This is a genomic window from Tardiphaga sp. (assembly GCF_041424195.1).
In the GTDB taxonomy this organism is placed as follows: domain Bacteria; phylum Pseudomonadota; class Alphaproteobacteria; order Rhizobiales; family Xanthobacteraceae; genus Tardiphaga.
On sequence record NZ_JBGMOE010000194.1, the window covers coordinates 1 to 26,732 of the forward strand.

A 26,732-nucleotide genomic window follows, 5' to 3' on the forward strand; every position below is an offset into this window, starting at 1 on the left:
CGTGGGGTAGCGCAGGTGACGGCGCACCACGTCGACGAATTGCGTGTCGCGTTTGGCCGCCCATACCGCGGCGGCATGCCCGATCGCCCAAAGCAGGACTCCAGGGATCCACAGCCGCAGGCCGAGGCCGATCGCGGCGGCCAGCGTGCCATTGGCGATGGCGACGGTGCGCGGCGCGCCGCCCAAAAGGATCGGATCACTCAACGAGCGATGCACGGGTGCGTAAAAACCGGCGACAGGTTCGTTGATATCAGCCATCAGATCACCGCCCCGCCGCCGAACGAGAAGAACGACAGGAAGAAGCTCGACGCGGCGAAAGCGATCGAAAGCCCGAACACGATCTGGATCAGCCGCCGGAACCCGCCCGAGGTGTCACCGAAGGCGAGCGTCAGCCCGGTGGTCACGATGATGATGACGGCGATGATCTTGGAGACCGGTCCCTCGACCGATTGCAGGATCTGATTGAGCGGTTGCTCCCACGGCATGTTGGAGCCGGCCGCGTGTGCGGGGAGTGTGCTCAAGGCGAACAGGATCGCCGTGATGGACAGACGGCTTGGCGGACGAATGAGATGGGCGATCATGACCGGTCACTTTCGGGGCTGGTTTCGGGGTTGCTTGAGACGAGGACGTAGTCGCCGCCAGGCGACAGCTCGCGGACCGCGGCCAACTCGGCGACACGGCGTTGGGAGCCACGGCCTTCGAGGACGACGATGAGATTGATGGTCTCCGCGATCAGCGTGCGCGGCACGGTGACGACTGCTTCCTGGATCAGTTGTTCGAGGCGGCGTAACGCGCCGATCGCTGAACCCGCGTGAATGGTGCCGATACCGCCGGGATGGCCGGTGCCCCAGGCTTTGAGAAGCTCCAGCGCCTCTGCGCCGCGCACTTCGCCAACGGGAATGCGGTCAGGCCGCAGCCGCAATGACGAACGCACCAGGTCGGACAGCGATGCGACGCCATCCTTGGTGCGCAATGCGACTAGGTTGGGAGCCGCGCATTGCAGTTCACGCGTGTCCTCGATCAGCACGACGCGGTCAGATGTCTTAGCGACCTCCGCGAGCAGCGCGTTGACAAGTGTGGTCTTGCCAGTGGACGTGCCGCCGGCCACCAGCACGTTGCGGTGCTTTTGAACGGCGAGGCGCAGCAGATCGGCCTGCCGCGGCTGCATGATGCCGGCCGCGACGTAGTCCTCGAGGGTGAACACCGCGACGGCCGGCTTGCGAATTGCAAACGTCGGCGCGGCGACGACCGGCGGGATCAAACCTTCGAAGCGCTCACCGGTCTCCGGCAGTTCGGCAGAGACGCGCGGCGAACCCGGATGCACTTCGGCGCCAACGTGGTGCGCGACCAGGCGCACGATGCGCTCGCCATCCGCCGGCGACAGCCGCTCGCCAGTGTCTTCCAGTCCACCCTTGAGCCGGTCGATCCAAAGCCGGCCGTCGGGGTTGAGCATCACCTCGACGACGGATGAATCCTGCAGGAAGGTGGCGATCGCCGGGCCGAGCGCCGTGCGCAGCATGCGAGCGCCACGTTGCGTGGCCTCGGTTCGATTGGATTGTATTGCCACCCCAGCCCCCACCATTTGAGACCGCCGATGGCGATCCCGTCGTGGGATAATTAGAAAAGGCATGATCGGGGGAGACGCAACAAGGATTAGGCGGAGGTCGTGGCCTGGCGTATGAGGACAGGTGATCGGCGGGATGGCGCGTGTGAAAGCCGATCTCGGCGACAAAGCCCGACATAGGAAGGATATCGAACCGAAATCCGTGCAGCTTCACGATCGCTGAAGCGAGGGTGAGGCCGAGCCCCAGTCCGCGGGTGTTCCGGCTCCGATCGGACCGGTAGAACCGCTGCACGAGCAGATCGCGCTCGCTATCGGGAACACCGGGTCCGGTGTCGCTGATCCGCAGCGCATTCCTGCCTTCCGCAGCGATCAGGCGAAGATCAATCTGACCGCCTTCGGGCGTGAACTTGACGGCATTGTCGACGAGTTTCGTGATGGCTCGAACAGAAGGTCCCTGTCGCCACGCACCACGACGTCAGCGGCGGCATGGATGTTCAGCGTCAACCGCTTTTCCTCGGCGAAGGGCTCATAGAGTTCGCCGACCTCGCGCACCAGCTCGCCGACAGCGACATTGTCGAAAGCTTCGAGCCTCCCGGTCTGTTCGATTTCACGAATGCGTAAAAGCGCGGTGACGACGGAGATCGCGAGATCAACGCCTGCGATGGCGCGGTCGACGGCGCTCCGCAGATCGTCCACCGTCGTTGCGTTGCTGCGCGCGCGCCCAAGGCCAATCCTGACCCGCGCAAGCGGCGTACGCAGATCATGCGCGATGTCATCGCCGATCCCGGCCAGGTTCTCGACGAGTTCCTGGATCTCGCCGAGCATGCCGTTGACGCTATGGGCAAGCTTGTCGAGCGGCTCCCCGGTATCGCGCGTCGGCAAGCGCTGCTTAAGGTCGCCGGCGACAATTTTCTCAAGACGGAGATTCATCTCTTTGACCCGCTGGTGCGCTCTTGCGCCGAAGACGAGAGCAGCCACCAGGCCGAGGATGAACGCCGGTATCAGTCCGTAGATCAGGCCGCTTTTAACGACGTCGGCCGTCTCTTCATTGTAGCTCGTACTCCAGGCGACCACGACCACATTGCCGTTGGGCAATCGGCGCGCCACGGCCCGGACGGATTGCGGCGCATGCGACGTGTCGTCGAGGCGCACCACCGAACCGCCTTTGGGCGGTGCATCGAGGGTTAGTTCGGATGACCAGCGTTCGATGTTTCCGGACAGGCGTTTCCCGTCGCTGTCGAACAATCCCGTGGGCTTCACCCGGCGAGGATCCTGTCGAATGCGCTCGTCGTAACCGTCGAGGTTTCCCTGGCGCGCCTGCGCCAAGATGGCGTCGGCCTCCTGCATCACGAAGACGTCGAGGCGTCCGGCCAGCTCACGGCTGGTCTGAAGAAAGGTGACCCCGAAACTGACGAGGATGGTCAGCGCGATCGCGCCGAAGAGCGCGAGCGTGTAGCGGAAGGTCGTCTGGCGTGTCCACTCAAGCAGGCGCACGGAGTATGAATCCTTCGCCGCGGACACTGTAGATCATCGGGGTTTCCCCTGGACCATCGACCTTCCGACGGAGCCGGCCCATATGGACGTCGACGAGATTTGAATCGGGAACGAACTTGTATTTCCAGACCTCCTCGAACAGCATCGCCCGCGTCAGCAGCTCGCAGCGCCGCATCATATATTCCAGCAGCCGAAACTCGCGCGGAAGAAGTTCGATCTCCCTGTCGGCACGACTGGCCGTGCGCTCCATAAGATCGAGCTCCAGCGGACCGATGCGCAAAACGCTCGCCGCCGAATCCGCCGGCCGGCGCAGCAGCGCCTCGATCCGCGCGATGAGTTCGGGGATCGCAAATGGCTTGGTCAGATAGTCGTCTCCGCCTGCGCGCAAACCGCGTACCCGGTCGGTTACAGCGCCAAGGGCGCTCAGAACCAGGACCGGCGTGCGAATCTGCTCGTTGCGAAGGGTATCGATGACGGCAAGGCCGTCCATTCCAGGCAGCATGCGATCGACGATCAGCACATCCGCGTCGCCGGTCCTTGCCCAATGAAGTCCTTCGACGCCATTGTCCAACCAATCCACAGCATAGCCACGATCGCAGCTCAGCGCTGATTTCGTGTGCGGTATCGATATCGTCTTCGATAAGAAGAACCTTCGCCATGACTGCTCTCTGTCGTCCAGTGGGGGCGCCCCCTAATGGCTCGATATCCTCTGTATAGTGGACCTTATTTTGAGAATCCTGATGCATTGCACTACTAGCCTTGTGTGGTGATCCAACATTCTGTCATGAAGGTAGCCACGCGAGGCGTTCGAGCAATTAAATTCCTTTTTAAGCACTGATCGGCCCGGCAGAGGGCCCGGGCTGAGGGATTCCTGTCAGCAGCGGGCCCTTCCAGTTCGTTATTCGTTCATTTGGCGATAGCCTGGGCGGGCAGCTTCCGTTGTTCCCGGATCGCCGCCAACGGCAGCGTTGCTGACCCGCGGGCAGCGCGCCGCTCTCCCATCGCTCACACCATATCCCAATTCCCCGCCCCGCCCGCTCAACCGTGCGCGCCGTGCAGCGCCCTGTCGATGCAGTCGATCATGACGTCGCCATCAAAAGGCTTTTTGAGAAAGCCGATAGCGCCACAGCGTTGCGCGCGCTCACGAATACGCTCCTCGGGAAACGCGGTGATGAAGATGATCGGCAGGCGGCGACCTGTTTGCAGCAGGCGGGTCTGCAGCTCAATCCCGCTCATTCCCGGCATCTGGACATCGGCGATCAGACATTGTGCGGCAAGCGCTTCCGACGAATCCAGAAACTCCTCTGCCGAAGCAAAGGTCATTGTGCTCATGCCGAGCGATCGGACGAGACTAGCGGTCGCAACGCGCACCGATTCATCATCGTCAACGATCGCAATCTTTACTTCCTTCGACACGATGCTCATTCCTGTTGCCGTCCACCCTGCGGGTTCAAAAACCGTTCAAGGGCGGTTCTGCTATCCGCCAGTCATACTACGGATAGCGCCAGATTTAACTTATACGGTCGTTTAGGCCGCCTATCTCAGTTGGTTGACCGAGCCCAGCTCGATCGATGCTCGGACCAGGTCAGCGACCGATTTGGTTCCCAGTTTTCGCATCAGGTTGCTTCTGTGAATCTTCACGGTGATTTCGCTGAGGCCCATTTCATCGGCGATCTGCTTGTTCAGCAGGCCTTTGACCACGAACGGCATCACGTCCTTCTCGCGGGGCGTCAGCGTCTCATAGGCTGCTACCAGATCCGCAGCGGACTGTTCGGAGGCCCACCGCTGGCGGCCGGCCTCGATCGCCGCATAAACGGCATCCAGCATGTCCTGGTCCCGGAACGGCTTGGTGAGGAAGTCCACTGCGCCGGCCTTCATCGCCCGCACCGTCATCGGCACATCGCCGTGGCCCGTCATGAAGATGATCGGCAGCGCGACGCTCATCTTCGCGAGCTGGTTCTGAAAATCGAGGCCGTTGACGCCGGGAAGGCGAATGTCGAGGACCAGACAGCCGGGCGCATGGACGTGCTCGGATTGAAGAAACTCGGCGGCCGAGCCGAAGAGCACGACCGGCAGGCCCACAGATCGGAAGAGGCTGGCCAGGGCTGCGCGCATCTCGTTGTCGTCGTCGATGACCAGAACGACGCCGCCCTCCATCGCTGCGTTGTGGCCAGAACCTGAGGACGTCATGCGAACGCATCCTCGCCGACCGGCAAGATGATCATGAAGCAGGTGCCTTCGCCGGTCGTTGACGACGCGGAGATTCTCCCGCCATGCGCCTCGACGATCGACCGACATATCGACAGTCCCATGCCCATACCTTCGGCCTTGGTCGTGAAGAATGGCTTGAACAGGCTTGCGATGGTGTCTTCGTCGATGCCCGGCCCCCTATCCCGGACCTCAAGGATGAGCGCTGGTTCGCCCAGTTCGAGCGCGCCGGAACGCCCCACGATCGACAGGACGCGCGGCCGGTCGTCGACATTCGACATCGCCTGCGCGGCATTGACGATGAGGTTGATCATGACCTGTTGCAGTTGGATCTTGTCGGCGATCACCGCCGGCGGAGCTCGCCAGTCGACGTTCAGCACCACACGGTGCCTGTGCAACTCCCGTTGGACGAGGGGCAGTATGTCATCGACAAGCTCTTCGACCGTCAATGTACCGCGCTTCGTCATGCCCTTGCGCGCCAATGCACGCAGACGATCGACGACATCGCTTGCGCGCCGGCCATTGTTGACGATGCGCTCGACCGAGCCCTTCACCTCGTCAAGATCGGGGTCCTGTCGGCCAAGCCAGCGCAAGGCGGCCTGGCCGTTCGTGACAATGGCGGCTAGCGGCTGGTTCACTTCATGCGCAATGGAGGCGGTAAGTTCGCCTAAGGTGGCAACGCGCGCGAAGTGCGAGAGCTCGGCTCGGGCTTCATTAAGATCATCCTCGGCCCGGCGCTTGTCCTCGATGTCGGTGTTAATACCATACCAGCGAAGGATTTTGCCTTGGTCGTCCTTCATCGGCGCGGCGCGCACGAGAAGCCAGCGATAGGAGCCGCCCGCCGTGCGGACACGGCACGTCGCTTCGAAAGGCGATCCGGTCGAAAGCGCGTATCGCCAGTCTCGCTCGGCCGCCCCGAGATCATCGGGGTGCACTCCCGATCCGTTCTGGCTATCGGATTCGACCACCTTGAGGCCGGCGTCGGCTCCGTTGTACTGGATAAACGCCATCGAGCTTTCGTCGGGTGAAACGCTCCACACCATTCCCGGAATGGTCTCGATCGCTTCGCGAAGTTCGCGCTCGGCCGCGCGGATCTTGGCGTCGGCCGCCTTGCGCTTCGTGATGTCGTTGTAGGTTTTCATGATCGCGAGCGGACGGCCCGTCTCGTCGTGTTGCAGCAGCCAGCGACTGTCGAGAATAAGCTGCGTTCCATCACGGGCCGTGTGGATGATCTCGCCGCGCCATTGGCCGGTTCGTTCAGTCTCCTGAATGATGTCCGGACGTGGCGTCGTGTACTGCGTCTTCAACAGCGCCTCGGCCTTCTGGCCCAACGCGTGCGCGCGCTCCCATCCGTAGAGTTCCTCGGCGCCTGCATTCCAGTAGGTGATGACGTCGTCCATATCGCAGATGAAGATCGCGTCTTGGGCGAGATCGAGAAGCGTGGCCTTCTCCCGCAGGGCAAGAGCCGCTTGCTGGCTCTTGACGGTGAGAAAGGCGGTGATGGCGATGGCGCAGATGCACACCAGCGTGCGCACGAAGATTTCGTCAAACGTCCCGTAGACGATGAAGTGACTGAGGAGCGCCAGACCAGAGCAGATCAGCGCGACGGCGATCACGCCCCGACGAGTGAACACTGAACCGGCCAGCATCACCAGTGCCGCGTACAATACAGAAATGGATATATTAAAGGGAGTGAAAGTGTCTGCCAGAAATATAGCTACTATCCCGGCCACAATTGTAGCAATATGAAGTCTATATGTCGATCGTGTCTCCGTCATTGACCGGGTCAACATGAAACTGACGCCTCGAATTTTGCGTACATGGCATCCCCGTGCTTGAGACGTCCGTGTAGAATGGATCACGGTTTCACCATAACCGATTTCCGACCAAGATGAAGAGACCCCATCTTCGCGCAAAAGAGGCGCCCTTGACGCGGTGGAAGGGCGGCTGACACGCAGAGATTTTTGTTCTGCCATTAAAGCGACTTTTATGGGATCGATCGGCAGAAACCGGACAGTGGATGCTGCGCCACCCGCATTTCACCGGTTAGTCGTTCAACGGCTGTCGGCACCCCCGATATGGCTCGGCGACAAAGCCTCTCGAATCGGCATGATGGCCGGGACCGCGGCGCTGCGTCTTTCTCAACAGCATGCGATTTTGCGCGAGTGCACGGCGGCTTCTTGAAGCACGCAGCCGATGTTGGTCGACGGCCGCGTAATCCGCGGCCATGGCCATCCATGATCGTGCAGCGAGACAAAAGATGCGGCGGAGCGAAAAGACGATTTCCTCGGTTCGTCGTCTAACCGCCCCACGATAGCCGCCTCAAGCGGCGCCCCGGCAAGGAGATGGCCATGACCACGATCGCTTCCCCGACGAACCGACATTCGCTCGAAACGGGCGCGCACGAAATTCGGCACCATCGCGGCTGGTTCATTGTGCTCGGCGTGATCTTCATTGTCGGCGGGATGGTCGCGGCGAACAATCTGTTGGCGGCGACGTTCGTCTCCATCCTTACATCGGCGGAGCAATGCTGGTGGCGGGCCTTGTTGCGTTTGCGCAGGCCTTCATGGCCTCCGGTTGGAAATCGAGGCTCGTGCGCGCGCTGGCGTGCGTCTTCTATGCGCTGGCCGGCACCTTGGTGATTTCCGATTCGCTGCTGGCCTCTCTCACCTTCTCCATGATGGTGGGCGTACTGCTCTGCGCGGCCGGCGTTCTGCGCGTCGCCTCTGCGATCCAGGAGCGGAGCGGCAAGGGTCGAGGCTGGGCGGCCGCAGCCGGTGTCTTCACCGTCTTTGTCGGCATTCTCACCATCGCGGGCTGGCCCGGCATCAGCCTCTGGCTGCTTGGTGCAATGCTCACCATCGATCTCGTCTTCGAGGGCGCCGGTCTGCTCAGCTTGGGCATAGGCCTTGGCATCCGAAACAGACGTTGATCGCAGCGCCAAAACAAAGGAAGAAAGCAAATGAAAATCGGAATTATCGGCGCAGGCTCAGTAGCTGCTGCCGTCGCCAGGTCACTCGTACAGCCGGGCGGCCTTAATCCGGACATCGTCATCATCGACCGCACCGACGACAAGGCGCATGGCCTGGCCGAAGACATGTCGTCCGCCGCGGCCTTGCTTTCCGGCGCGACCTGCCGGTCGGGCGACTACGCTGCGCTCGATGAAGCCAGCTTGGTCATCGTCACGGCCGGAGTGAACGAGAAGAAGGGCGGCGCCACGGACCGGAATGATCCCGAAGGCCGTCGCAAGCTGATACCCGCCAATGCCAAGGTTATGGCCGAGGTCACGCCTGCGATCGCCGCTGTGGCGCCCGGTGCGGTCATTCTCGTTGTCACCGATCCGCCCGATCCCCTTGCCGAGGTCGTGCGTGCGCTTGCGCCCGACAATCCCGTCGTCTCAACGGGCACGATGATCGATTCCCTGCGCTTCCGCCTCAACATCGCACGCGAACTCGGCATTCGCATGCAGGACGTCCAAGCGCAGATCATCGGCGAGCATGGCAATTCGGGCGTCTTCGTGTGGTCGTCGGCCACGGTGGCGGGCGCGCTTGTCCTTGACCTCCTCGAGCAGCGATCCGGTGACACGCAGGCGATCCGCACGCGCATCGAGTCTGCGGTGAAGTTCGGCAACATCGCCGTTATCGACGCCATCGGCGCCAGCCAGCACGGCATTGGCTCGGTCGTCGGCCGTATTGCCGAACACATTGTCGGCAACTCCCGGGCGGTGTTGCCGGTGGCGAGCCATGTCGAGCAATTCGGTACGACGATCAGCTTGCCGTCCATCATTGGGCGATTGGGTGTGACGCGGACGTTCCTGCCTCAGCTCAGCGACGAGGAACGGCAGGCGCTCGATCAAAGTGCGCAAATCCTCCGAAAGGCCGCTGAACAGGCGCTTGGTGCGTACGACTAGATTGCAGCGCCGCCTTCGGCGCAAGCCAGCAAAGCGCATGATATTACGGTGCACGTGCTGACAGAAATACGAGGTAGACCCATGTCACGGAATATTGCTGAACTCATCATAGAGACATTAGAACCGAGCGCCTTGCGAAGACTTCCGCAACATCTCCGCGCAATTTGTGAACGGCGGGAAAGACGATTTGGCTGGGATCCTCGTCATCGAGCTGCTGTATCCGCTCACCCAGGTCCGTTTCAACAAGATCGATGCCATTCTCCACGAGGAAGGGACGCATCCTCGTCTCTTCCGTGAGCATGGACTTGGATTTGATCAGCGATCGCGCACTGTGATCACGCGGGATGCTGAGGACGGTTCGATTATGCTCTCCGGCGTCTGCTGCCCAGTGAACATGAACGCTATTTGCCTTTGCCTGTGCCTCGAATTGCTCGAGATACTCACCCAGATGGCTGAGCGCGTGCGATTTGATGGCTGATGCGAGTTCGCGCAGTTCCTCCCATTCCTCGATATGATGCATCTGGCTGTCGCGCTTCTGGCGAAGATCCCAAAGCCGCTTGTCGTGTCCGCTCTGGTGCCGGGGGCAGCAATGAAGCGAGCCGCTGCTTCATTTTGATCGACCGGCCGCGAACCGTGCACATGCGCGTCTCGCGGCTGAGGCTCGTGCGGAATGGCTGGACCAGTCGGCTGCGGAAGAGCCGATACAGCGATCCGCAATTGCTGGGGATCGAGGGGCGGCTTCATGCTGCATCTCCATTGCACCTGAGCGATATGGAGGAATTTGAGGGGCAGCCCGTCACGCTTGGCGCATCCCTTCTGATGAAGCATGCAGGAGCTGTCGGACGAGACGACATATTCGGCTCCGGCGCGCACATGATCATGCACCTTGTCATGTCCCATCTTTGCTGAAACCGCCGGCTCAAAGACGCAGAACGTGCCGCCGAACCCGCAGCATTCGTCTGGCCGCGAGAGCGACACAAGTTCCAGGCTTTCGACTTTTGCCAACAGGTCGCGCGGTTTGGAAAGGGCGGCGCAGTTCTGACATCGCGGTATGGCCGATGCCGCGGAGGGCGTTGCAGTTGTCGCGATAGCTCACCTTGTGAGGAAACCTGGCCCAGGGAAAGGCGTCCACCTTGAGCACGTCATGCAGGAACTCCACCAGCTCGTAGGTTCGTGACCGAACATGCGTGACGGCACTGGTCTGCTCGACCGCAGTCAAATTTCCGCACCTGGTGAGCGCAGCTTCCAGAGGGCACGACGATATAGTCGAAATCGGCGAAATTCCTGACGAACAACTCTTCAGTGGCCATCGCTTCAGCATGGCACCCGCTGTTCACCATTGGCTGTCCGCAGCACGTCTGATCGAATGGATACTCGACATGCAGGCCAAAGCGTTCGAGCAATTCCAGCGCTGCGACACCGGCGTCCAGCTCAAAGGCATCCATGTAGCACGGCACGAACAGCGCTACGCGGCAATCTCCGGGCGCCTTTTCTGAGATCGTAACATTCATGGTCCACCTCTGCTTCGAAGATCAATTCCTTGTGCAATTCTGAGAACCGCGCGGCAAACGCGCGAGGCGGAAACTGAGCTGACCTGTCTTATGCCACGCCACTGTCAGCACTCTTTCGCCGAATACTTGCTGCGAAGCGGCGACGGACGCCCTTAAATTTGCATTTAAGTTCTAAAGTCGTGTTCAGGAGCGACTGAAGAGACTTTATGCGGTACGCAGCAAAGCCGATCGCGGGATGACGGTGCTGATGGGCGCTTCCAGTCAGGTAGCTGCGGGCAGAAAAATCATCATGGACGTTCCGGTTGGCGCCGATCGCTCGATCTCGATCTCACCGCCGACCTTCTTCACAAAACTCGCAACGCTGGCCAGTCCCAGTCCCAGTCCCAGTCCCAGTCCCAGTCCCAGTCCCAGTCCCAGTCCCGTCCCGTCCGCCTTCGCTGTAAAATAGGGTTCGAACGCGCGCGCGGCGATCTCAGGAGACATACCGTGCCCGGAGTCGCGAATATGCAGCACGACGCCTTCGTCGTCGTGCGCAATCGCTCGCGCGGCGGTCAACGCGATCGCGCCACCGTCCGGCATGGCGTCGCGGGCATTGATCACCAGATTCAGCAAAGCATGCTGCAACTCGGCCTCGACGCACCGTATCGGAGCAAGATTGTCCGCCACATGAAGGCTAAGTTTGATCGTTGGGCCAAGAATCCAGGAGAAGCAGAAAGCCGCATCGTGCAACAGCTCGGCAAGCTCGACGTCCGGGGCCGATAGCGGCTCCTGTTGCCGATCCATGAATATGCTGGCAGCCAGAACGTTGGCGTTCTCGACGCAGGAAGCTAGGCGCGCGCACATCTGGTGCGCCTCATTCGTCTGGCCTTTGGCCATGCGGATTTGCGTCAGGCGGACGCCACTCGATATGACCTGGAGGATGTTGCGCAGATCATGGACCGCCGCGCGGCGCTCGATTTCGGTGATGGCGCAATATGGAGTCGATGAAGCAGTAGTCGTCTGGAGCTCAACGCCAACGGCGCTCGCCCAGCCGGCATAAGCATGCACGGCGGCGGCTAGATCGACGTCAAGGCCGGAAGGTGAAAGCGACATTGGTTTCCCCGCAAAGTGAGTTCTGGTCAGAAGATGAATCAGCTCAGTGCGACCGTTAGGTCAGGCACTGCCGGTTGCGGCGCCAGCGCGCCGGCGGCATGCCGACAAGCTTCTTGAAGGCCGTGGTAAAATGGGCCTGCGTCTGGAAGCCGACATCGAACGCAACATCGACCAGGGATAGCGACGTCTTTGACATCAGTGCCTGAGCACGGGCGATACGGCGCTGGAGCACATAGTCGTGCGGACGCAGCCCAGTCGAGATGCGGAACTGACTTGCGAAATACATCCGGCTGAGACCGGCGATCGCGGCAAGGTCCGGAAGCAAAAGCCGCTCGCAGATATTTGCTTCGATATAGTCGGTCACGCGTTTCAATCGCCATTTCGGGAGCGCATTTGGCCCGGCGTCATCCGCCAGAGGATCCGATTCCGGCAGTTCGATACCGAACAGTTGCGCAACTGCGGCGAGCCGCTGGATGTTGTCAGGCGTCTGGGGCACTCCCTGAGGGTCGATGCCGGCAGCACGAAGCGTCCGGGCGAGGCATTCGAAGCTCAGCCCGCCCGTCTCAAAGAATTGCTGTTGCATCTCCAGGGGTGCCGACAGATCGAACGTGATATCGCTGCTGTGTTCGCGGCGGGGGTCGGGGAATTTGATGACCGTAGATGAAAATGGGTTGCTCACGGACATCGGCAAGCTGGCGAGGTCCGCAGCCGCCTTTGACGCCAACGATATGGCGCCATTGGGGAAGGTCGGACGCGCTGCGGGTTTGTTCAGCGTTGAAGTAAGTTGAAGCACCATCGGATCTCGTCCTTTTCGAACGGTTCGTTATTCGGTGCTTGCCGACTGACGCGGCGGAGAGAGGGATCGACGATCGCCCAATGTTGGGCGTCAAGATCTCATCAATAGACAGAAGACAATCGATCTGGATTTCTCTCGTCGTCGTCCATGCCGAACAAGCAACCCAAGCTTACTTCGGCGCCAAGAGCTTACTATTCTACACGCGTTTAGTGGATTACAGCCGAGAGGCTCGCAGACCTATACGGACGTATGTGGTCAGCGGCCCTGACGGGCTTTCCGGATGGTGTCTGGAAAAGCGGACCGCGTGAGAGCTGGCATTGTCAGAAACAAATCCCGGGCACTTCGTCTCAGGCATCTCGAGCCGTCGCCACGATCATTAAACGGGCTCCCATTCGACGCGAATGGTGTGCGGATCGACAAAGCAGCAGTCTCTTTCGAAATACCCGGTGGTCGCCGCAGGGATAGGTCTGGTCAGGAGCCATCCTGAAACGTCGAAGACCTGGTCCTTGAAGATGATTGTCGCCCTGTTCCTGCTTCTTGTCGCCGAACTGGCCGGAGAATTGATCCGCGAGTTCTTTGACCTAGCCATTCCAGGGCCTGTCATCGGCATGTTCCTGCTGGCGGCGGTCCTTGTGGCGCGCAACTGCAGACAGGAGACGCCGTCGATCCCATCCGGGCTCGGTCGGACCACGGATGCGCTTATCGGCCATATGGGTCTGTTGTTCGTGCCCGCGGGCGTCGGCGTCATTACCGAGGCGGGTCTCCTCGAGAAGGAGTGGCTGCCGATCCTCTTGAGCCTCGTCGGATCGACGATCCTGAGCCTCGCGGTGACCGGCCTCGTCATGCACTGGACAATCCGCTCCGTGGTCGCGCCGGACCCTTCAGGCGCCACCGACCCGGTGCTTGCACAGCCAGAGGGGAAGGGGTCATGAGCCAGTCGTTCGAACATTTGTGGCGTCCTCTCGCGACAGCGCCGCTGGTCTGGTTGGTGGTGACGCTTGGCGCCTACTTTTTGGGCCGGGCCATGCAGCGCGCCTGCAAAGGGTCAGCTCTCGTCAGCCCCGTCCTGATCGCCATCATTCTCGTGGCAACAGTCGTGTTGGCGACGGGCACGGATTACCGCACCTATTTCGCGGGCGCCCAGTTCATCAATTTCCTGCTCGGACCGGCAACGATCGCGCTTGCCATTCCGTTGGCCCGCAACATCCGCCTCGTGCGCGAGAACCTGCACAGCATCGGACTGGCGCTGTTGGCCGGGTCGGTGACGTCGATCGTCACAGGCGTCGGAATCGTCTGGTTGCTTGGCGGCTCACGAACGGTCGCTCTCTCGATCGCCCCAAAAGCGGTGACCACTCCGATCGCCATGGCGGTCTCCGAGCAAATCGGCGGCATTCCCGCCCTGACCGCGGCGTTCGCCATCATCGGCGGGATCGTCGCAGCCATGGCCGGACGGCAACTGCTCGGGCAGATGCGCATCCACGACGGCCGGGCGCACGGACTTGCCGCCGGCGTTGCCGGCAGCGGCGTGGCAGCGGCCCAGGTGAGCGTGCAAGGCAATCTGGCGGCGGCCTTTGCCGGCCTCGGGATTGCGCTGAACGGCGCGCTCACCGCGCTCATCATTCCCCTGATCATCCATCTATGGTGTTGAGGTTCACCCATGACTGATAACACTCGTCCTGACATTCGACGCCCTTCGCGACCACATGCTCACGCGCTGATCGTCTCGGTGGGCGCGACGCTGCTGGGAGCGGCGTTCGTAACCGACATCGCCTATTGGCTCACGCTCAACGGTCAGTGGGAGACCTCTTCCATATGGCTGCTGACCGGTGGCCTGATCGTCGCGTTCCTCGCAGCGCTGACCCTTCTGGCAGAAGTGCTGCTGCGACGGGTCGGCAAGATCTCCTGGCCGCGCTTTATCGCCATCGCCGTCGCCGCGCTGCTCGCGCTGGTCAACGCATTCGTCCACAGCCGGGACGGATACACCGCCGTCGTCCCGACCGGCATCGCACTGTCGTTCATCACCACGCTGATCATCATCTCGATCGGGGTGCGCGGCTGGGATCTCACCTCTTTATCGGGAACACGCCCATGATCATTCCACACTCCCGCCTCCTGTGCGCCGCCGCCTGCGCGCTGGCGCTTTCGGCCTGCAACGACGAAGGCTCCGACAAATCGCAATATGGTTCGTCGCCCGACCTGCCGGCGCCGCAGGAATATCTCATTCCTCCGATGCGCGTCGCGCCGGCGGGAAGCTGGCGCGAAGGCGAGACGCCCAAGGTCGCGGCCGGCTTGCAGGTGAGAGCGATCGCCACAGGGCTGATGCATCCGCGCTCGGTCTACACCCTGCTGAACGGCGACGTGCTCATCGTCGAGAGCAATGGCCCCAAAGCGCCGATCAATCGGCCCAAGGATTACATCATGGGTGTGGTGAAAGGTTATGCCGGCACGGGCGCGCCCGGCGGCAATCGCATCACCCTGGTTCGTTACACCGAGGGTCAGCCACCGCTCCAGACCATCTTCCTCGACAAGCCGAACTCGCCGTTCGGCGTGGCGCTGGTCGGCAACGACCTTTACGTCGCCAACACCGACGCCATTATGCGCTATCCCTATAAGACGGGTGAGACCCAGATCACTGCGCCAGGCGAAGTGCTGACGGAACTGCCGGCCGGCCCCATCAACCACCACTGGACCAAAAGCCTGGTCGCCAGTCCCGACGGGACCAAGCTCTATGTCGGCGCAGGTTCGAACAGCAACATTACCGAAAACGGCATGGCTGCCGAGGCTGGACGCGCGGCAATCTACGAAGTCGACAGAGCGACGGGCGCAAAGCGTATCTTCGCCTCTGGTCTGCGCAATCCCAACGGTCTGCAATTCGAACTGCATACCGGACAGCTCTGGGCGGTCGTCAACGAGCGCGACGAGATCGGTCCTGATCTGGTCCCGGACTACCTGACGTCAGTGCGCGATGGCGGCTTCTATGGCTGGCCCTACAGCTATTTTGGCCAGCATCTCGATCCGCGCGTCCAGCCGCAGCGGCCGGATCTTGTGGCTCGCGCGATCTCGCCCGATTACGCGCTCGGCTCGCATGTCGCCCCGCTCGGCCTCGTATTCTCCAACCCCTCAAGCTTGCCAGTTGCCTATCGCAATGGTGCCTTCGTCGGCGAGCATGGCAGCTGGGATCGCAGTCCGCTGAGCGGCTACAAGGTCGTCTACATCCCCTTCAAGGACGGCCGCCCGGACGGCAATCCTGTCGATGTCGTGACTGGCTTTCTGTCCGCTGACGAAAAGACACAAGGCCGACCCGTAGGTCTTGCGCTCGACGCAACCGGAGCACTGCTGGTCGCCGACGACGTGGGCAACACGGTCTGGCTCGTATCGGCAGGGGCAGGCGCGACACAGGCTGCGCCTAACTGAGCTTGAAACGGCTGACGGCGATTTCTGCCACGGTCATGTGGGACGCCGTCAGCCTGCAGACGCCCGGCGAACGGGTCGGATTGTAGAGGATCAGGATCGTTCCCGAGAGCTTCTCGACCTCGTCCGGCGCGAGGTAGGCGTAGGGCGAAATGACATCGAAGCACCAGGTCGCTTGCGTCGCCCGATCCTTTCGGGCTTCGATGCCTCGGCCACTGAACGGATGCAGGCCGGGTGCTTGTCCTGCTTCTGATCGATGACTTTACGGTTCACGATCCCAACCGCGAAGGTCAGTCTTTTGCGCGATATAAGACGATGCTGAGGGTTGTTCGGCCCGATGGAAAGTTGCTGATGATCGATAACGGCGGCCTGACGGGTCGAGACCTGCGGCCCGCGGGCGGTGCGCTCGGAGGCAGAAGCGCTTCTGCGACGTTGACGCTGATCGCTCCGCAGGAGCGACTACCGAGTGTCGCCACTCTTGAAAAAGCTGTGACCTGTCAGGGATGCCTGGCAGGAGCGTCGGGCGCGCCGAATGGTGCCGGTCTGGTGATGCGAATACTCGGTGATGACGCAGGCGCGTTGGTCCGCGGCATGGAAGCTGCGTTTCTTATTGCGGGCGCGGCTGCAAAAGGCGCGGAGTTGGTCCGTCGGCGCAAATGAAATGACAAAGTCGCGCGGCTGTTGCTGCGCGCCGACATGATAGGCCACCGTATTTCTTCCGACCCCGAGATACTCCGGCTTCCCGGCAGGCCACCGGCGCGGCCTTACCCTGCGACGTCGACACTTTAATCTGGCGCAGCATTCTCACAGACCTTGAATTGGCAGAAGCCAGCGAGTTTCGGCAGCCGTCGACTTGTCGGTTGTAGCAGCCGGCTTCGTCAAAGGGCGGCGTCGCCCAAACACTGAGATCATTTTTGTCTCGGTGCGTTGCGAAAATGCTCCTTGTCGCACGCGGACTGTTTATGCAGGTTTACGATGCCTCGGGTTGCATTGAACAATCCGTTGCGACGAAATTCAGCTTTCAAGCATCCTGCTAATTGATCCGAGATTTCTTGGCGAACTGGCGACGGATCATTCTCGGTGTTGCGGTTACCGACACCATCACCGCGTTTTCAACTTGGGGGTACTTACCGATGTCTGCTCTTTCTCGCTTCCCTGCCGCGGTCATGCTGTCAATGATCGCCGTGGCTCCGTTAGGTCAGGCTCAGGCGGCTGACATACCGCCAAAATACAAAGCCGCCAAAGCTGTTCCGGATTTGCCGTTTTTTCTGGTGAACGATAACCGCTTTACCTACGCTTACATCTTCAGTGGCACCAATCCCGGCGCATACAGTTTCAGGCCGGACGGCAGCATCAACGGCAAGACAGCAAAGCAGGTTGTCGCATTCACCCACTTCGACGTGTGGGCCTACGGCACCAACTTCTTCAATATCGCGGCGTTCAAATCTGGCCATAACGACCCGGCGGCACCGTGTACCGGTCCGGGGAATATCCTGGGCGTTGCTGCGGATTGCGCAGGCGCTACCGAAATTTACGGCCTGTTCCGAAGCACGATCGGCTTCAATGAGGTTTTCAATACCAAGGCATTCTCATACGGGCCTCTGCGCAATGTGTCGTTCCAGTTCGGCGCGGATGCGAACACTGAAAACACGTACCTTGCTCCTGCCAAAAAGGACATCGTCGTCGGTCTGCAGTTCGCATTCGAACTTCCTTACAAGGGTTACCTGAACGTCTCGCCCTTGTATTACAAGGAATGGAATCACAACGGATTCCTGCAGTGCGGATCGCCCACCAACGGAGGCGTCCCCGGTATTTCATGTTTGAGCGATGGCAACACCGAGTATAACGGCACCTGGGCTGTGGAAACGAACTACTACATGGATCTGGGCTTCTTGCCTGAATCAATGCAGTACTTCTCGATCAGCGGTCGCGCTGGCTGGTACGGCAAGAAGGGCGACCAGAACGCTCCGCTTCCTGCCGGTCTTGGGACCGGAACCGCGGTTGAGTTGAACGCCGAACCCATCCGTTTGACATTCGATGCCAGCAAGTTGATGTGGGGTCCGAAGTATTCCCACTTTGTCGACGTGTGGGTCGCCTATCGCTACTGGCAGAACAAGTTCGGTCTTGATCACGCGGCTTCGCCAGGTATTTGCACCGTGGCGGGTACTGGTCAGAGTACCAACACCTGTACCGAACAATCCGCTTACGCGGGTGTCACCGTGAAGTTCTGATTTCGTCTTAACCTCCGGATTGAAAGTCAATGGCGCTGCGATGACCCCCGCAGCGCCATTATTTCGTCTGCTAACGGCAGGACCCGAAGGGCTGCCGTCGGAGATGTCAGCGTCTGGTTGGCGCCCTGGCCGGGTGTGGATGATGCGCGAATCTTTTGACCCGCATTACGATTTCTCTACCTTGTATCTCTTCAGCGTCACCAAGCTCCTTTCCAATCTCACTCAACTTATCGCGAAGGTTGGTCCACAACAGCCCGGCAGGCCAATCGGACCGCGACGTGATGATCACACCAGAAAAATGCTGGCAACCTCTGCTCACAGGTCGTGACTTGCTAAAGCCGGCTGTGGTTTGCCAGCCGTTACACTGCCCATTGCAGCGGTTGCCGTCATCGAAAAGGCGGCGTTTGCGCAAATCGGACTGAGATCAATTTTGTCTCGGTGCGCTGCAAAAATGCTCCTTGTTGTGTGCGGAACGTTCCTGCAGTTTTACGGTGCCCAGGGTGCGCTAACCAGCCTGTCGCAGCAAGCAGTAGCCTACGAAAGCGCTATGCCGTTTGTCATAAGTGCGTTCTCGGCCGTCGTCGTTTTACAGAGATCCTCCGGCTGATAGCGGAGCCGGTCCACTCAAGGGAGCTATTTGATGTTTAATCACATCACGAGACGAAATTTTGCCACAGGCAGTCTTGCTGGTGCAGCCGCGCTGGCTCTCGGAAGCCGCCCGGGTCTATCCGCGGCCAAGACGAAGCTCAGCTTTCAAAGCATCTGGCTGAATGATCCGGAATTCCTCGGCTATATGCTTGCGATGGACAAGGGCTACTATGCCAAAGAAGGGCTCGAAATTAATTATTTGCCGGGCGGGCCAAATGTCGTGTCAGAAGGTTCGCTGCTGACGGGCAAAGCTGACGTCGCATTGACGCAAATGCTGACGACAGCCATCGCGGTCGTGCAAAAGGGCGCTCAGCTCAAGATCATCGGCGTGCAATACCAGAAAAGCCCGCTCGGTATTGTGAGTCTCGAATCGAGCAATATCAAGGGACCGAAGGATCTCGCCGGTAAAACGGTGGCCGTTCCGACCCTCAACACGCAGATGTTTGCAGCGTTCATCCAGCTCCATGGAATTGCCGACAAGGTCAAAGTCGTCCCATACGCATTCAATCCTGCTCTTTTGATCAACGGTGAAGTCGATGCGACCCTCGACTTCGTGACCCAGGTGCCGTTTATCGTCGAACAGAAATCGGGCAAGAAGGCGAGTTACTTCCTTTTCGACGACCACGGCCTGCCGTTGTTCATGGATCTTGTGACCGTGACCACCGACACGCTTGCGAAAAAGCGTGCTGAACTTGTGAAATTTATCCGGGCCAGCCGCGTAGGGTGGGCGGAAAATTTCAGAGATCCCTTGTTCTATCCGAAAATCTATCATGAGACGTGGTTCAAGGGTTCGGGAAGCACTGTCGAGGCTGAGGAGTTTTTCAACAGCCTTCAGCCGGATCTGATGAATCACCCGAAAGGGCTTTTCACGATCTCCGACGAGGCGATAGACGCAAATCTGGAGTCGCTGGCTAAGGTCGGGATCAAGGCGACCAAAGCGATGTTCGACACCAATCTCGTGGCAGAAGCCTGATCAGTCGCGCGCGGATGAACGGGACCTCGACATACGCGGGATATGGCAGGATCATCCTTGTGGCTGCCGCCTTCCTGTTGTGCTGGGAGTTGGCGGGCAGGGTGCCCGTCAGCGGTGTTCGTGTGTTCCCGCCCATCTCGCGGATTGCGATGGACTACCTAGTGTCCTGGGATGTCTATCTGAATCATGTCTCGGAAACGATCCGCACCGCAGGCCTTGGTCTGCTGATCGGATCGGTTGCCGCGGCTGTCGCCGCGCTTGTGTTCTGCTTCCTTCCATCCGTCGAACGACTGTTTCAGGGCGTGAACATCACGCTATTTTCCATACCGACCGTCGCGATCGGCCCGTTGCTTGTCCTCATTCTGGGCGGCAGCTGGCCACAAATCGTCCTAGCGGCGATCATGGTCTATTTCCCGACCATGGCGGCCATCCTTGTAGGGTTGCGGGACATTGACCCAAGGCATGTCGATATTGTTCGGGCTTATGGAGGCGGATCGTTCTCGGTGTTGAGGTTCGTGCGGCTGCGCAGCGCCGTGCCGGGCATCCTCGCGGGTCTTCGCGTCGCCGCATCGCTGTCTGTACTCGGCGCAATTCTCGGTGAATTTGGCTCGGGCGAGCGATGGGGCCTCGGCACTTTTCTTCTCGGCTCGCTTGGTCAGTCGAACGCCGAGCGACTCTGGGGGATCAGCATTGCCGCTGCGGCCGTGGCGTTGGCCGGATACGGGTTCTTTGCGTTGCTTGGAAAGTTGACCGCAAGTACGGTGCAGGTCACGATGGCCGCCAGCAGGGTGCCGGAACAAATGAGCTGGAGCGCCGGTCGCGGAAAACTGAGCAACATCGCCATGATCGCGGGATCGGTGGCTCTCCCGTTTGCCATATGGTCCGGCGGTCTGTGGATTCTCGGTCTCAGTTCTATCGTCGCTCCGGGCCCGCTGGATATCGTATCCTACCTGTTTGTTTCTCCTGAATCCGCGGACAATCTCGTTCGCCTGTTGTCCGCTCTCGGTCAGACCTTGCCGTTGGCGGCGCTTGGAGTGGTCCTTGGCCTGCTGGCTGCGTTTGTGCTCGCGGCCTTGTCCGTCGTTTCGCCGGGCATGCTGAAGATCGTCCTCCCGATCTCGATGGTTCTGCAAAGCACACCGCTGGTCGCGCTGACGCCGATCATCCTGCTGCTGTTGGGCCGGGACATTCTGGCATCGATGGCTATGGCGGTGATCGTCGTTTTCTTTCCCGCCTTCTTGCTGCTCGTCCATGGATTCTCGCTGGTGCCACGGGCGGCGCTGGAAACCGTCAAGGTGTACGGCGGCAGCCGATTGCAGCAACTCAGGTTGATTTCGATCCCGCACTCTCTCGACTATGTCTTTGCGGCGGCCAAGCTGGTTGCTCCTCGCGCGTTGCTCGGCGTCATGGTTGCGGAGTGGCTCCTCACGGGAACAGGAATTGGCAATTTGATGGATGTGTCACGAGGAGCGTTCGACTACGGAATGGTATGGAGTTGCGCGGTCGTCAGCATCCTTGTATCCGTGCTGGCATATCACCTGATTACCGTCACTGAGCGCCGCTTCCGATGAACAGCCGCGCCACGAACCAACTCAAGGCGAGTGAACCACAGGCATTAATCGACCATGAACATGTTAGCTAAGATCAGTAACGTCGTTGGATCCCAGGCAAGTCCTGCGAACGCCGGTCTGGTGGTGACGAACGTTAGCAAGACATTTTCGGTGACGGCCCAGTCACGTATGGAGCCGCTGCAGGCACTGAAGAATGTTGATTTGTTTTGTCCGCAAGGCTCTCTGACAGCTCTGATCGGCCCATCCGGGTGTGGAAAATCAACTCTGTTGCGCACCATCGCGGATTTGGAAACTCCTGATTCCGGAGAGATCACGATTTGCGGCGAGAGCATCAGGAAAATACTAACGCGGGGTGAACTTGGGATCGCATTCCAGGATCCGGGATTGCTGCCGTGGAGAACCGTGCGCGAAAACATCGCGCTTCCAATTCAGGTTTTGAAGCGGCCGGTCGGGGAAGCCAGTGCGCACATCAATACGCTGATCTCGCTCGTCGGCCTTGCCGGGTTTGAAAACGCGCTGCCTGCCCAGCTTTCGGGCGGAATGCGCCAGCGTGTGGCCATCGCCCGCGCGCTGGTGACCAGGCCCTCCCTTCTTTTGCTGGATGAGCCGTTCGGAGCGCTGGATCAGATTTTGCGGCGGACGATGAATCTCGAACTGCAGCGGATCTGGATGGGTGATGTCACGACGGCCGTTTTAGTGACTCACGGCATCGACGAGGCGGTTTTCCTCGCAGATCAGATTGCCGTGATGCATGGCAAACCAGGCCGCATCACAACGATCATCAATGTGCCGTTTGAACGGCCGCGCCCCGAGAGTCTGTTCTCGGCGCCGGAATTTCATCGTTTGTGCGACGAGGTCGCGCAGCATTTGCATCATTAGGGCGCGAGCGGCTGTACGACGGTCGAGCCCACGGATTCGGGGAACAGCATGACGCAAGATGTCGGCTTCATGGCGGAAGCTTTCGAGCAGGCGAAAGCCAGTATGGCCGAAGGCGGGATTCCTATCGGCGCCATATTGGTTTGTGACGGTGAAGTGATAGGCCGTGGCTTTAATCGCCGCGTCCAGCACAAGAGTGCCATTCATCATGCCGAGATGAATTGCTTCGAGAATGCTGGCCGCCTTTCGCCCTCAATCTACAGGAGATCGACGCTCTATACGACTTTGAGCCCCTGCTATATGTGCGCCGGCGCGGCGCTGCTCTTCGGCGTCAAGAAGATTGTTGTCGGAGAGAATCGGACCGCGAACATGGGCGAGCAGTTTTTGCGGGAGCGCGGCGTCGAGTTAAAGCTGCTCGATGACAGCGACTGTTACGAGCTCCTTCAGAGCTACATCAAAGCGCAACCTGAAGTCTGGAACGAGGATAACGGCGGCAACTGAGGTCATGCGATGAAGCCCGCCCCCTTTCACTACTACAGAGCAGACAGCGCTTTGGCTGCGGTGCAGGCGGCTGCTGCGCCGGACTGGAACGGAAATGCAAGGTTCTTGGCAGGCGGCCAAAGCCTCGTTCCCGCGCTTTCATTCCGCGATATTCGCCCGGCTGTCCTCGTCGACATCATGCATTGCCCTGATCTGGGCCGGCTCGATTTAGCGGATCATGGCCTTGTGGCGGGAGCTAGATGCGTTCAGTCGGAGATCGAGTGTTCGGTCGCGTCACGTGCTGTCTGTCCGCTGCTCGTCGATGCATTGCGTTGGGTAGCTCTTCCGCAGATCAGAAACTGCGGCACGGTCGTCGGGAGTCTGGCCCAAGCCAACCCGGGTGCGGAGATTCCTGTTGTCGCGATGGCGCTTAACGCGACGATCGAAATTATGGATGTTGAAGGGCGACGCGAGACGATCGATGCCGGGAAGCTGTTTGCAAATCAATCCGGTACTTTTGTCGGCCCGGCAAAGCTCCTGACCAGCGCATACTTTCGCGCGCTTCGACACAACGAGGGCTGGGGTTTTGCCGAGATACAGCTCCGGCCTGGCCATTACGCATTGGTTTGTGCGGCCACCGCGGTCGTTGTCTCAGAAGGAAGGGTCGCCGAGACCAGCATCAGCGTCGGCGGACTGAATAGCAATCCCTACCGGGCCGCGTCTGCGGAGGCATTCACGCTGGGTCGCGATATCCTCACGGATACGTGGATCACCGAAGCCGCCCGGATCGCCGTTGACGGATCGCCTTGGGCCGCTCGCGCCGATCAGCATGCATCAGCCGAATATCGCCAGGCGATGGCTATCATTGTTGTGCGCGACGCGCTGAGGTCGGCGGCGCGGCGGGCGCAATTCGCGCCACGCAAAGGGCATGGATGATGCAAGCGACGTCGAATCCAAACTGTAATCCAGACGGCGGAATACCGGTCGAGATCAACGTAAATGGAAAGCCGGTTACACAAAATGTTCAGCCGCGATTGCTTCTATCCGACTTCATTCGCGAGAACTGCGCGCTGGTAGCCACCCATGTCGGCTGCGGTGAAGGTGCTTGCGGCGCATGTACTGTGCTGATGAACGGGCGGCCGGTGCGGTCCTGCACTCTGCTCGCTGTTCAGGCGGACGGCATGTCGATCACCACGGTTGAGGGGCTAAACGCGCCGGCAGGATTGAATAGAGTTCAGGCGGCATTTCAGCATTTCCACGCGCTTCAGTGCGGATATTGCACGCCCGGTTTGCTTGCAACCGTGACGTGGATGGTCGAACAGGGCCTGCCATCGGACGATGCCACCATCATGGATCACCTGGCTGGGCATCTGTGCCGTTGCACGGGATACCAGAATATTTTGTTGGCGGTCTGTTCGCTTCTCGACGGAGGTTTCGAAGGGTCTCCGCCGTCGGAGTACCCCAAGCTTATCAGAACATCTCATGAGAACTGAGCCCGGATTCAAGCGGCAGAAGTTGGTGGGCCGGGCAATACGTCGATCGGAAGATGTCGGCTTGCTTCGTGGCGAGGGTGCATTTCTCGCCGACATAGCATTACCCGGCGCACTGGAAGCCCATTTCGTTCGGTCGACCCAACCGCATGCGATAATCACCGGCATCGACGTTTCGGTTGCGAGGTCGGCTCCCGGAGTCGTCGCCGTCCTGACCGGGCATGACATTCAATTTTCGGACGACCGGCTGCTCTGTATCGACATGCTCGAGAACACGTTGGATGTGCGCCAACGCGTTCTGCCCACTGACCGGGTGCGTTATGTCGGTGAACCGATCGCGGTGGTTGTCGCCGACAACAGGTATCGTGCGGAGGATGCGGCGGAATTGGTGCGGGTCGAATATGCCCCACTGACGGCGGTCCAGAACGTTCAGTCAGCTATTCTGGATGGAGCCGAACTGGTCTATCCGGATCTGGGATCGAACATTGTACATAGAACCCACCATTTCGACGGAGACCCGGAAAAGGCGTTCGCAGAAGCTGATGTAATCCTGTCCGAGACGTTCGATTTCCACCGGCTCTTTGCCGTGCCGCTTGAAACGAGGGGAGTCATGGCGGCGATCGCGGCTGAAGACGGCCGGCTTCTGGTGTGGTCGTCGTCGCAAATTCCGCAGATGACGCGCGGGGTGATTGCGGCCGCTCTGGGAATTCCGAAGGATATGGTGCGTGTCATCGCACCAAGATTGGGCGGAGGATTCGGCTGCAAGGAAAATATCTATCCGGAGGAACTGATAATTCCGAAAGTGGCGGTGTTGCTTCAAAAGCGACTACGCTGGCTGGAAGACAGGCGCGAACACTTCACTTCCGCCACCCACGCCCGCGAGGAGCGGGTCGCTGTCCAGGCCGCCGTGACCAACGATGGTATTATCTCTGCGATAAAGCTGCATTGCACGACCGACATCGGTGCTGCCTTCGCGATGGTTACCAATACGGTGACGACGATGATGGGCGCCATGATCCGAGGCTCTTATCGGGTTCCGAGTCTGGACGCCAGGATGTGCTCCGTCGTGACCAACAAGGTTCCCTTGAATGTGTTCCGAGGCGCCGGTCATCCACAAGGTGTGCTCGTCATGGAGCATCTGCTGGATATGGCCGCCGAGAAACTGCAGATCGATCGTGTTCACATTCGCCGCATCAATCTTGTTCAGCCCGAGGAGCTTCCACTCGATCGGAACGCGAGTGACTCGCTCGGCGCGAAACGGATTATTTATGACGAAGGCGACTATCCGACCTGCTTTGAGATGGCTGTATCCGATAGCGGCTACGAGATGTTCGAAGCAGAGCGTGCGGCTGCGCTGAAGCGGGGAAAGTATCTCGGAATTGGGTTCTCCAATCACGTCGAGCAAACCGCGGTCGGTCCGTACGAGGATGCGCGCGTTAGCCTGGATCTGAATGGTCGCATGACCGTGTTTAGTCCGGTCGTCGCTATGGGACAGGGCACGGAGATTACGCTGCGGCAGATCGCCGCCGATGAGATTGGCCTGGACATTGAGGCGATCGAAATCAAATTTGGAAATTCGGATGATCTGCCGGATGCGATCGGAGCTTTCGCCAGTCGTGGAACTGCGATCGGGGGATCTGCGGTCAGGCAAGCGACGAGAGCCCTCAAGCATGCTCTGCTTGATCGCCTGGCGGCGCAGCTCAATTGCGGACGCGAGGATCTTTATTGGAGCGAGGAAGGGATTGACGGGCCATTTCTCACGGACGGTCCTATTTCGGTCAAAACCGGTCTGGCCCGCCTCGCATCATCGTCATCCAGTGCGATCGAGGAAGCGTTCCGCGTCGAAAATATTGCGGCGACCTACTCTTATGCGTCTCATGTCGCGATCGTCGAAATCGATGTTGAAACCTGGAAGATCTCAGTGCCCCGCTACATTGTCGCGCATGATTGCGGCACCGTCATCAATCCTCTCCTGGTGGAAGGACAAATTGTGGGGGGCGTGGTGCAGGGTCTCGGCGGATTGCTGCGTGAGCATCTGCTCTATAGCAAGGACGGGCAGTTGATTCCCCGAGGTCTTATGGACTACGTCCTGCCCGGCATCAGCGACATGCCGAGGGACTTTCGCCTGCACCATTTGGAAACGCCGTCGAGCGTCGCCCAGTTCGGCGTTCGCGGCGTCGGCGAGGGCGGTGTGACGGGCTGCTATGGCGCGATAGCCACGGCCGTCAGCGATGCTCTGCGCGCCTGCAACATCCGTTCGATGGGGTCCGGTCCGTTCAAGCCTGACCGGCTATTCGCAGCAGACAAGACCGCCAGCTGATGCATGCAAATACTCAACGGAGTCGTATAATCCTACGCCTGCTTTGCAAAGGTTGGTGCGTCCGAACGATCTGCCGCCGCCGCCACGTGCCCGAAGATCGGTGTCGGTCTACTGCGTAGCGTGCGAAAAAGCACGATATTCACATGCGGGGCGTGAT

The 26,732-nt window shown here is 60.0% G+C and carries 25 protein-coding genes and 4 pseudogenes; 15 read left to right on the top strand and 14 right to left on the bottom strand.

Annotated elements, in window-relative coordinates:
• From ACEK02_RS26425 to ACEK02_RS26465, 9 genes and pseudogenes are all read right to left on the bottom strand, one after another.
• Positions 1 to 258, bottom strand: a 258-nt coding sequence (locus ACEK02_RS26425; RefSeq protein ID WP_371424464.1) for a VirB3 family type IV secretion system protein, incomplete at its 3' end; no start/stop codon positions are given.
• Complete coding sequence (locus ACEK02_RS26430) at positions 258 to 581, bottom strand: TrbC/VirB2 family protein (protein WP_249130432.1); 324 nt, start codon at positions 579 to 581, stop codon at positions 258 to 260. The genes ACEK02_RS26425 and ACEK02_RS26430, both read right to left, overlap by 1 nt.
• The gene (gene trbB / locus ACEK02_RS26435; protein WP_211374396.1) at positions 578 to 1,582 is read right to left on the bottom strand and encodes a P-type conjugative transfer ATPase TrbB; all 1,005 of its coding nucleotides are present in this window, start codon (positions 1,580 to 1,582) and stop codon (positions 578 to 580) included. The genes ACEK02_RS26430 and trbB overlap by 4 nt, the downstream gene beginning before the upstream one ends.
• A gap of 226 nt (positions 1,583 to 1,808) precedes the next feature.
• Positions 1,809 to 2,000 (bottom strand): annotated as a pseudogene (locus tag ACEK02_RS26440) (ATP-binding protein); the annotation flags it as partial.
• Positions 1,934 to 3,058 carry a HAMP domain-containing protein gene (locus ACEK02_RS26445; RefSeq protein WP_249130434.1) on the bottom strand — a complete coding sequence of 375 codons (1,125 nt, stop codon included), beginning with the start codon at positions 3,056 to 3,058 and terminating at the stop codon, positions 1,934 to 1,936. The pseudogene ACEK02_RS26440 and the gene ACEK02_RS26445, both read right to left, overlap by 67 nt.
• Positions 3,045 to 3,717, bottom strand: a pseudogene (locus tag ACEK02_RS26450) (response regulator transcription factor). The gene ACEK02_RS26445 and the pseudogene ACEK02_RS26450 overlap by 14 nt, the downstream one beginning before the upstream one ends.
• 379 nt (positions 3,718 to 4,096) lie before the next feature.
• Positions 4,097 to 4,483 carry a response regulator transcription factor gene (locus ACEK02_RS26455; protein ID WP_211374397.1) on the bottom strand — a complete coding sequence of 129 codons (387 nt, stop codon included), beginning with the start codon at positions 4,481 to 4,483 and terminating at the stop codon, positions 4,097 to 4,099.
• 111 nt (positions 4,484 to 4,594) lie between these two features.
• On the bottom strand, positions 4,595 to 5,215 hold the full coding sequence (locus tag ACEK02_RS26460; RefSeq protein ID WP_249132782.1) for a response regulator transcription factor: 621 nt from the start codon (positions 5,213 to 5,215) through the stop codon (positions 4,595 to 4,597).
• A 29-nt stretch (positions 5,216 to 5,244) separates the two neighbouring features.
• Positions 5,245 to 6,915 (bottom strand): ATP-binding protein, encoded by a 1,671-nt coding sequence (locus ACEK02_RS26465; RefSeq protein ID WP_211374398.1) that lies wholly within the window; start codon positions 6,913 to 6,915, stop codon positions 5,245 to 5,247.
• 878 nt (positions 6,916 to 7,793) lie between these two features.
• Here ACEK02_RS26465 and ACEK02_RS26470 point away from each other — a divergent pair.
• On the top strand, positions 7,794 to 8,198 hold the full coding sequence (locus ACEK02_RS26470) for an HdeD family acid-resistance protein (protein ID WP_211374399.1): 405 nt from the start codon (positions 7,794 to 7,796) through the stop codon (positions 8,196 to 8,198).
• A 30-nt stretch (positions 8,199 to 8,228) separates the two neighbouring features.
• Positions 8,229 to 9,176, top strand: coding sequence for a malate dehydrogenase (locus tag ACEK02_RS26475; RefSeq protein ID WP_211374400.1), 948 nt, complete (start codon positions 8,229 to 8,231; stop codon positions 9,174 to 9,176).
• A gap of 130 nt (positions 9,177 to 9,306) precedes the next feature.
• On the opposite strand, the pseudogene ACEK02_RS26480 reads toward ACEK02_RS26475, so the two are convergent.
• From ACEK02_RS26480 to ACEK02_RS26500, 5 genes and pseudogenes are all read right to left on the bottom strand, one after another.
• Positions 9,307 to 9,845: pseudogene (locus ACEK02_RS26480) on the bottom strand (LUD domain-containing protein); the annotation flags it as partial.
• Positions 9,846 to 10,055: 210 nt separating this feature from the next.
• Positions 10,056 to 10,154 (bottom strand): annotated as a pseudogene (locus ACEK02_RS26485) ((Fe-S)-binding protein); the annotation flags it as partial.
• Between the two features lie 164 nt (positions 10,155 to 10,318).
• Positions 10,319 to 10,687 carry a heterodisulfide reductase-related iron-sulfur binding cluster gene (locus tag ACEK02_RS26490; protein ID WP_371424465.1) on the bottom strand — a complete coding sequence of 123 codons (369 nt, stop codon included), beginning with the start codon at positions 10,685 to 10,687 and terminating at the stop codon, positions 10,319 to 10,321.
• A gap of 261 nt (positions 10,688 to 10,948) precedes the next feature.
• Positions 10,949 to 11,779, bottom strand: a complete 831-nt coding sequence (locus tag ACEK02_RS26495; protein ID WP_371424466.1) for a sensor histidine kinase — start codon at positions 11,777 to 11,779, stop codon at positions 10,949 to 10,951.
• A 55-nt stretch (positions 11,780 to 11,834) separates the two neighbouring features.
• The gene (locus tag ACEK02_RS26500; protein WP_249130435.1) at positions 11,835 to 12,575 is read right to left on the bottom strand and encodes a helix-turn-helix domain-containing protein; all 741 of its coding nucleotides are present in this window, start codon (positions 12,573 to 12,575) and stop codon (positions 11,835 to 11,837) included.
• 512 nt (positions 12,576 to 13,087) lie between these two features.
• On the opposite strand from ACEK02_RS26500, the gene ACEK02_RS26505 reads away from it, so the two are divergent.
• The 13 genes from ACEK02_RS26505 to ACEK02_RS26565 all read left to right on the top strand — a co-directional run bounded on the left by ACEK02_RS26505 (position 13,088) and on the right by ACEK02_RS26565 (position 26,575).
• Positions 13,088 to 13,507 carry a CidA/LrgA family protein gene (locus ACEK02_RS26505; protein ID WP_211375029.1) on the top strand — a complete coding sequence of 140 codons (420 nt, stop codon included), beginning with the start codon at positions 13,088 to 13,090 and terminating at the stop codon, positions 13,505 to 13,507.
• Positions 13,504 to 14,223, top strand: coding sequence for an LrgB family protein (locus ACEK02_RS26510; protein ID WP_211387421.1), 720 nt, complete (start codon positions 13,504 to 13,506; stop codon positions 14,221 to 14,223). Before ACEK02_RS26505 ends, ACEK02_RS26510 begins: the two co-directional genes overlap by 4 nt.
• A gap of 9 nt (positions 14,224 to 14,232) precedes the next feature.
• Positions 14,233 to 14,667, top strand: a complete 435-nt coding sequence (locus tag ACEK02_RS26515) for a DUF2231 domain-containing protein (RefSeq protein WP_311968772.1) — start codon at positions 14,233 to 14,235, stop codon at positions 14,665 to 14,667.
• Entirely contained in the window at positions 14,664 to 15,989 is a 1,326-nt protein-coding gene (locus ACEK02_RS26520) for a sorbosone dehydrogenase family protein (protein ID WP_211374404.1), read from the top strand. The genes ACEK02_RS26515 and ACEK02_RS26520 overlap by 4 nt, the downstream gene beginning before the upstream one ends.
• Before the next feature lie 231 nt (positions 15,990 to 16,220).
• Complete coding sequence (locus ACEK02_RS26525; RefSeq protein WP_211374405.1) at positions 16,221 to 16,646, top strand: urease accessory protein UreD; 426 nt, start codon at positions 16,221 to 16,223, stop codon at positions 16,644 to 16,646.
• 473 nt (positions 16,647 to 17,119) lie between these two features.
• Positions 17,120 to 18,217 carry a hypothetical protein gene (locus tag ACEK02_RS26530; protein ID WP_211375030.1) on the top strand — a complete coding sequence of 366 codons (1,098 nt, stop codon included), beginning with the start codon at positions 17,120 to 17,122 and terminating at the stop codon, positions 18,215 to 18,217.
• A gap of 640 nt (positions 18,218 to 18,857) precedes the next feature.
• Positions 18,858 to 19,838: an ABC transporter substrate-binding protein gene (locus ACEK02_RS26535; RefSeq protein ID WP_211374406.1), complete on the top strand. Its 981-nt coding sequence runs from the start codon at positions 18,858 to 18,860 to the stop codon at positions 19,836 to 19,838.
• 59 nt (positions 19,839 to 19,897) lie between these two features.
• On the top strand, positions 19,898 to 21,409 hold the full coding sequence (locus ACEK02_RS26540; RefSeq protein WP_211374407.1) for an ABC transporter permease subunit: 1,512 nt from the start codon (positions 19,898 to 19,900) through the stop codon (positions 21,407 to 21,409).
• Between the two features lie 54 nt (positions 21,410 to 21,463).
• Positions 21,464 to 22,288, top strand: a complete 825-nt coding sequence (locus ACEK02_RS26545; protein WP_371424467.1) for an ABC transporter ATP-binding protein — start codon at positions 21,464 to 21,466, stop codon at positions 22,286 to 22,288.
• A gap of 48 nt (positions 22,289 to 22,336) precedes the next feature.
• Positions 22,337 to 22,786: a nucleoside deaminase gene (locus ACEK02_RS26550; RefSeq protein ID WP_211374409.1), complete on the top strand. Its 450-nt coding sequence runs from the start codon at positions 22,337 to 22,339 to the stop codon at positions 22,784 to 22,786.
• A gap of 9 nt (positions 22,787 to 22,795) precedes the next feature.
• On the top strand, positions 22,796 to 23,701 hold the full coding sequence (locus tag ACEK02_RS26555; protein ID WP_211374410.1) for a xanthine dehydrogenase family protein subunit M: 906 nt from the start codon (positions 22,796 to 22,798) through the stop codon (positions 23,699 to 23,701).
• Positions 23,698 to 24,258: a (2Fe-2S)-binding protein gene (locus tag ACEK02_RS26560; protein ID WP_249130436.1), complete on the top strand. Its 561-nt coding sequence runs from the start codon at positions 23,698 to 23,700 to the stop codon at positions 24,256 to 24,258. The genes ACEK02_RS26555 and ACEK02_RS26560 overlap by 4 nt, the downstream gene beginning before the upstream one ends.
• Complete coding sequence (locus tag ACEK02_RS26565; protein ID WP_211374411.1) at positions 24,248 to 26,575, top strand: xanthine dehydrogenase family protein molybdopterin-binding subunit; 2,328 nt, start codon at positions 24,248 to 24,250, stop codon at positions 26,573 to 26,575. Before ACEK02_RS26560 ends, ACEK02_RS26565 begins: the two co-directional genes overlap by 11 nt.
• Positions 26,576 to 26,732: the final 157 nt, after the last annotated feature.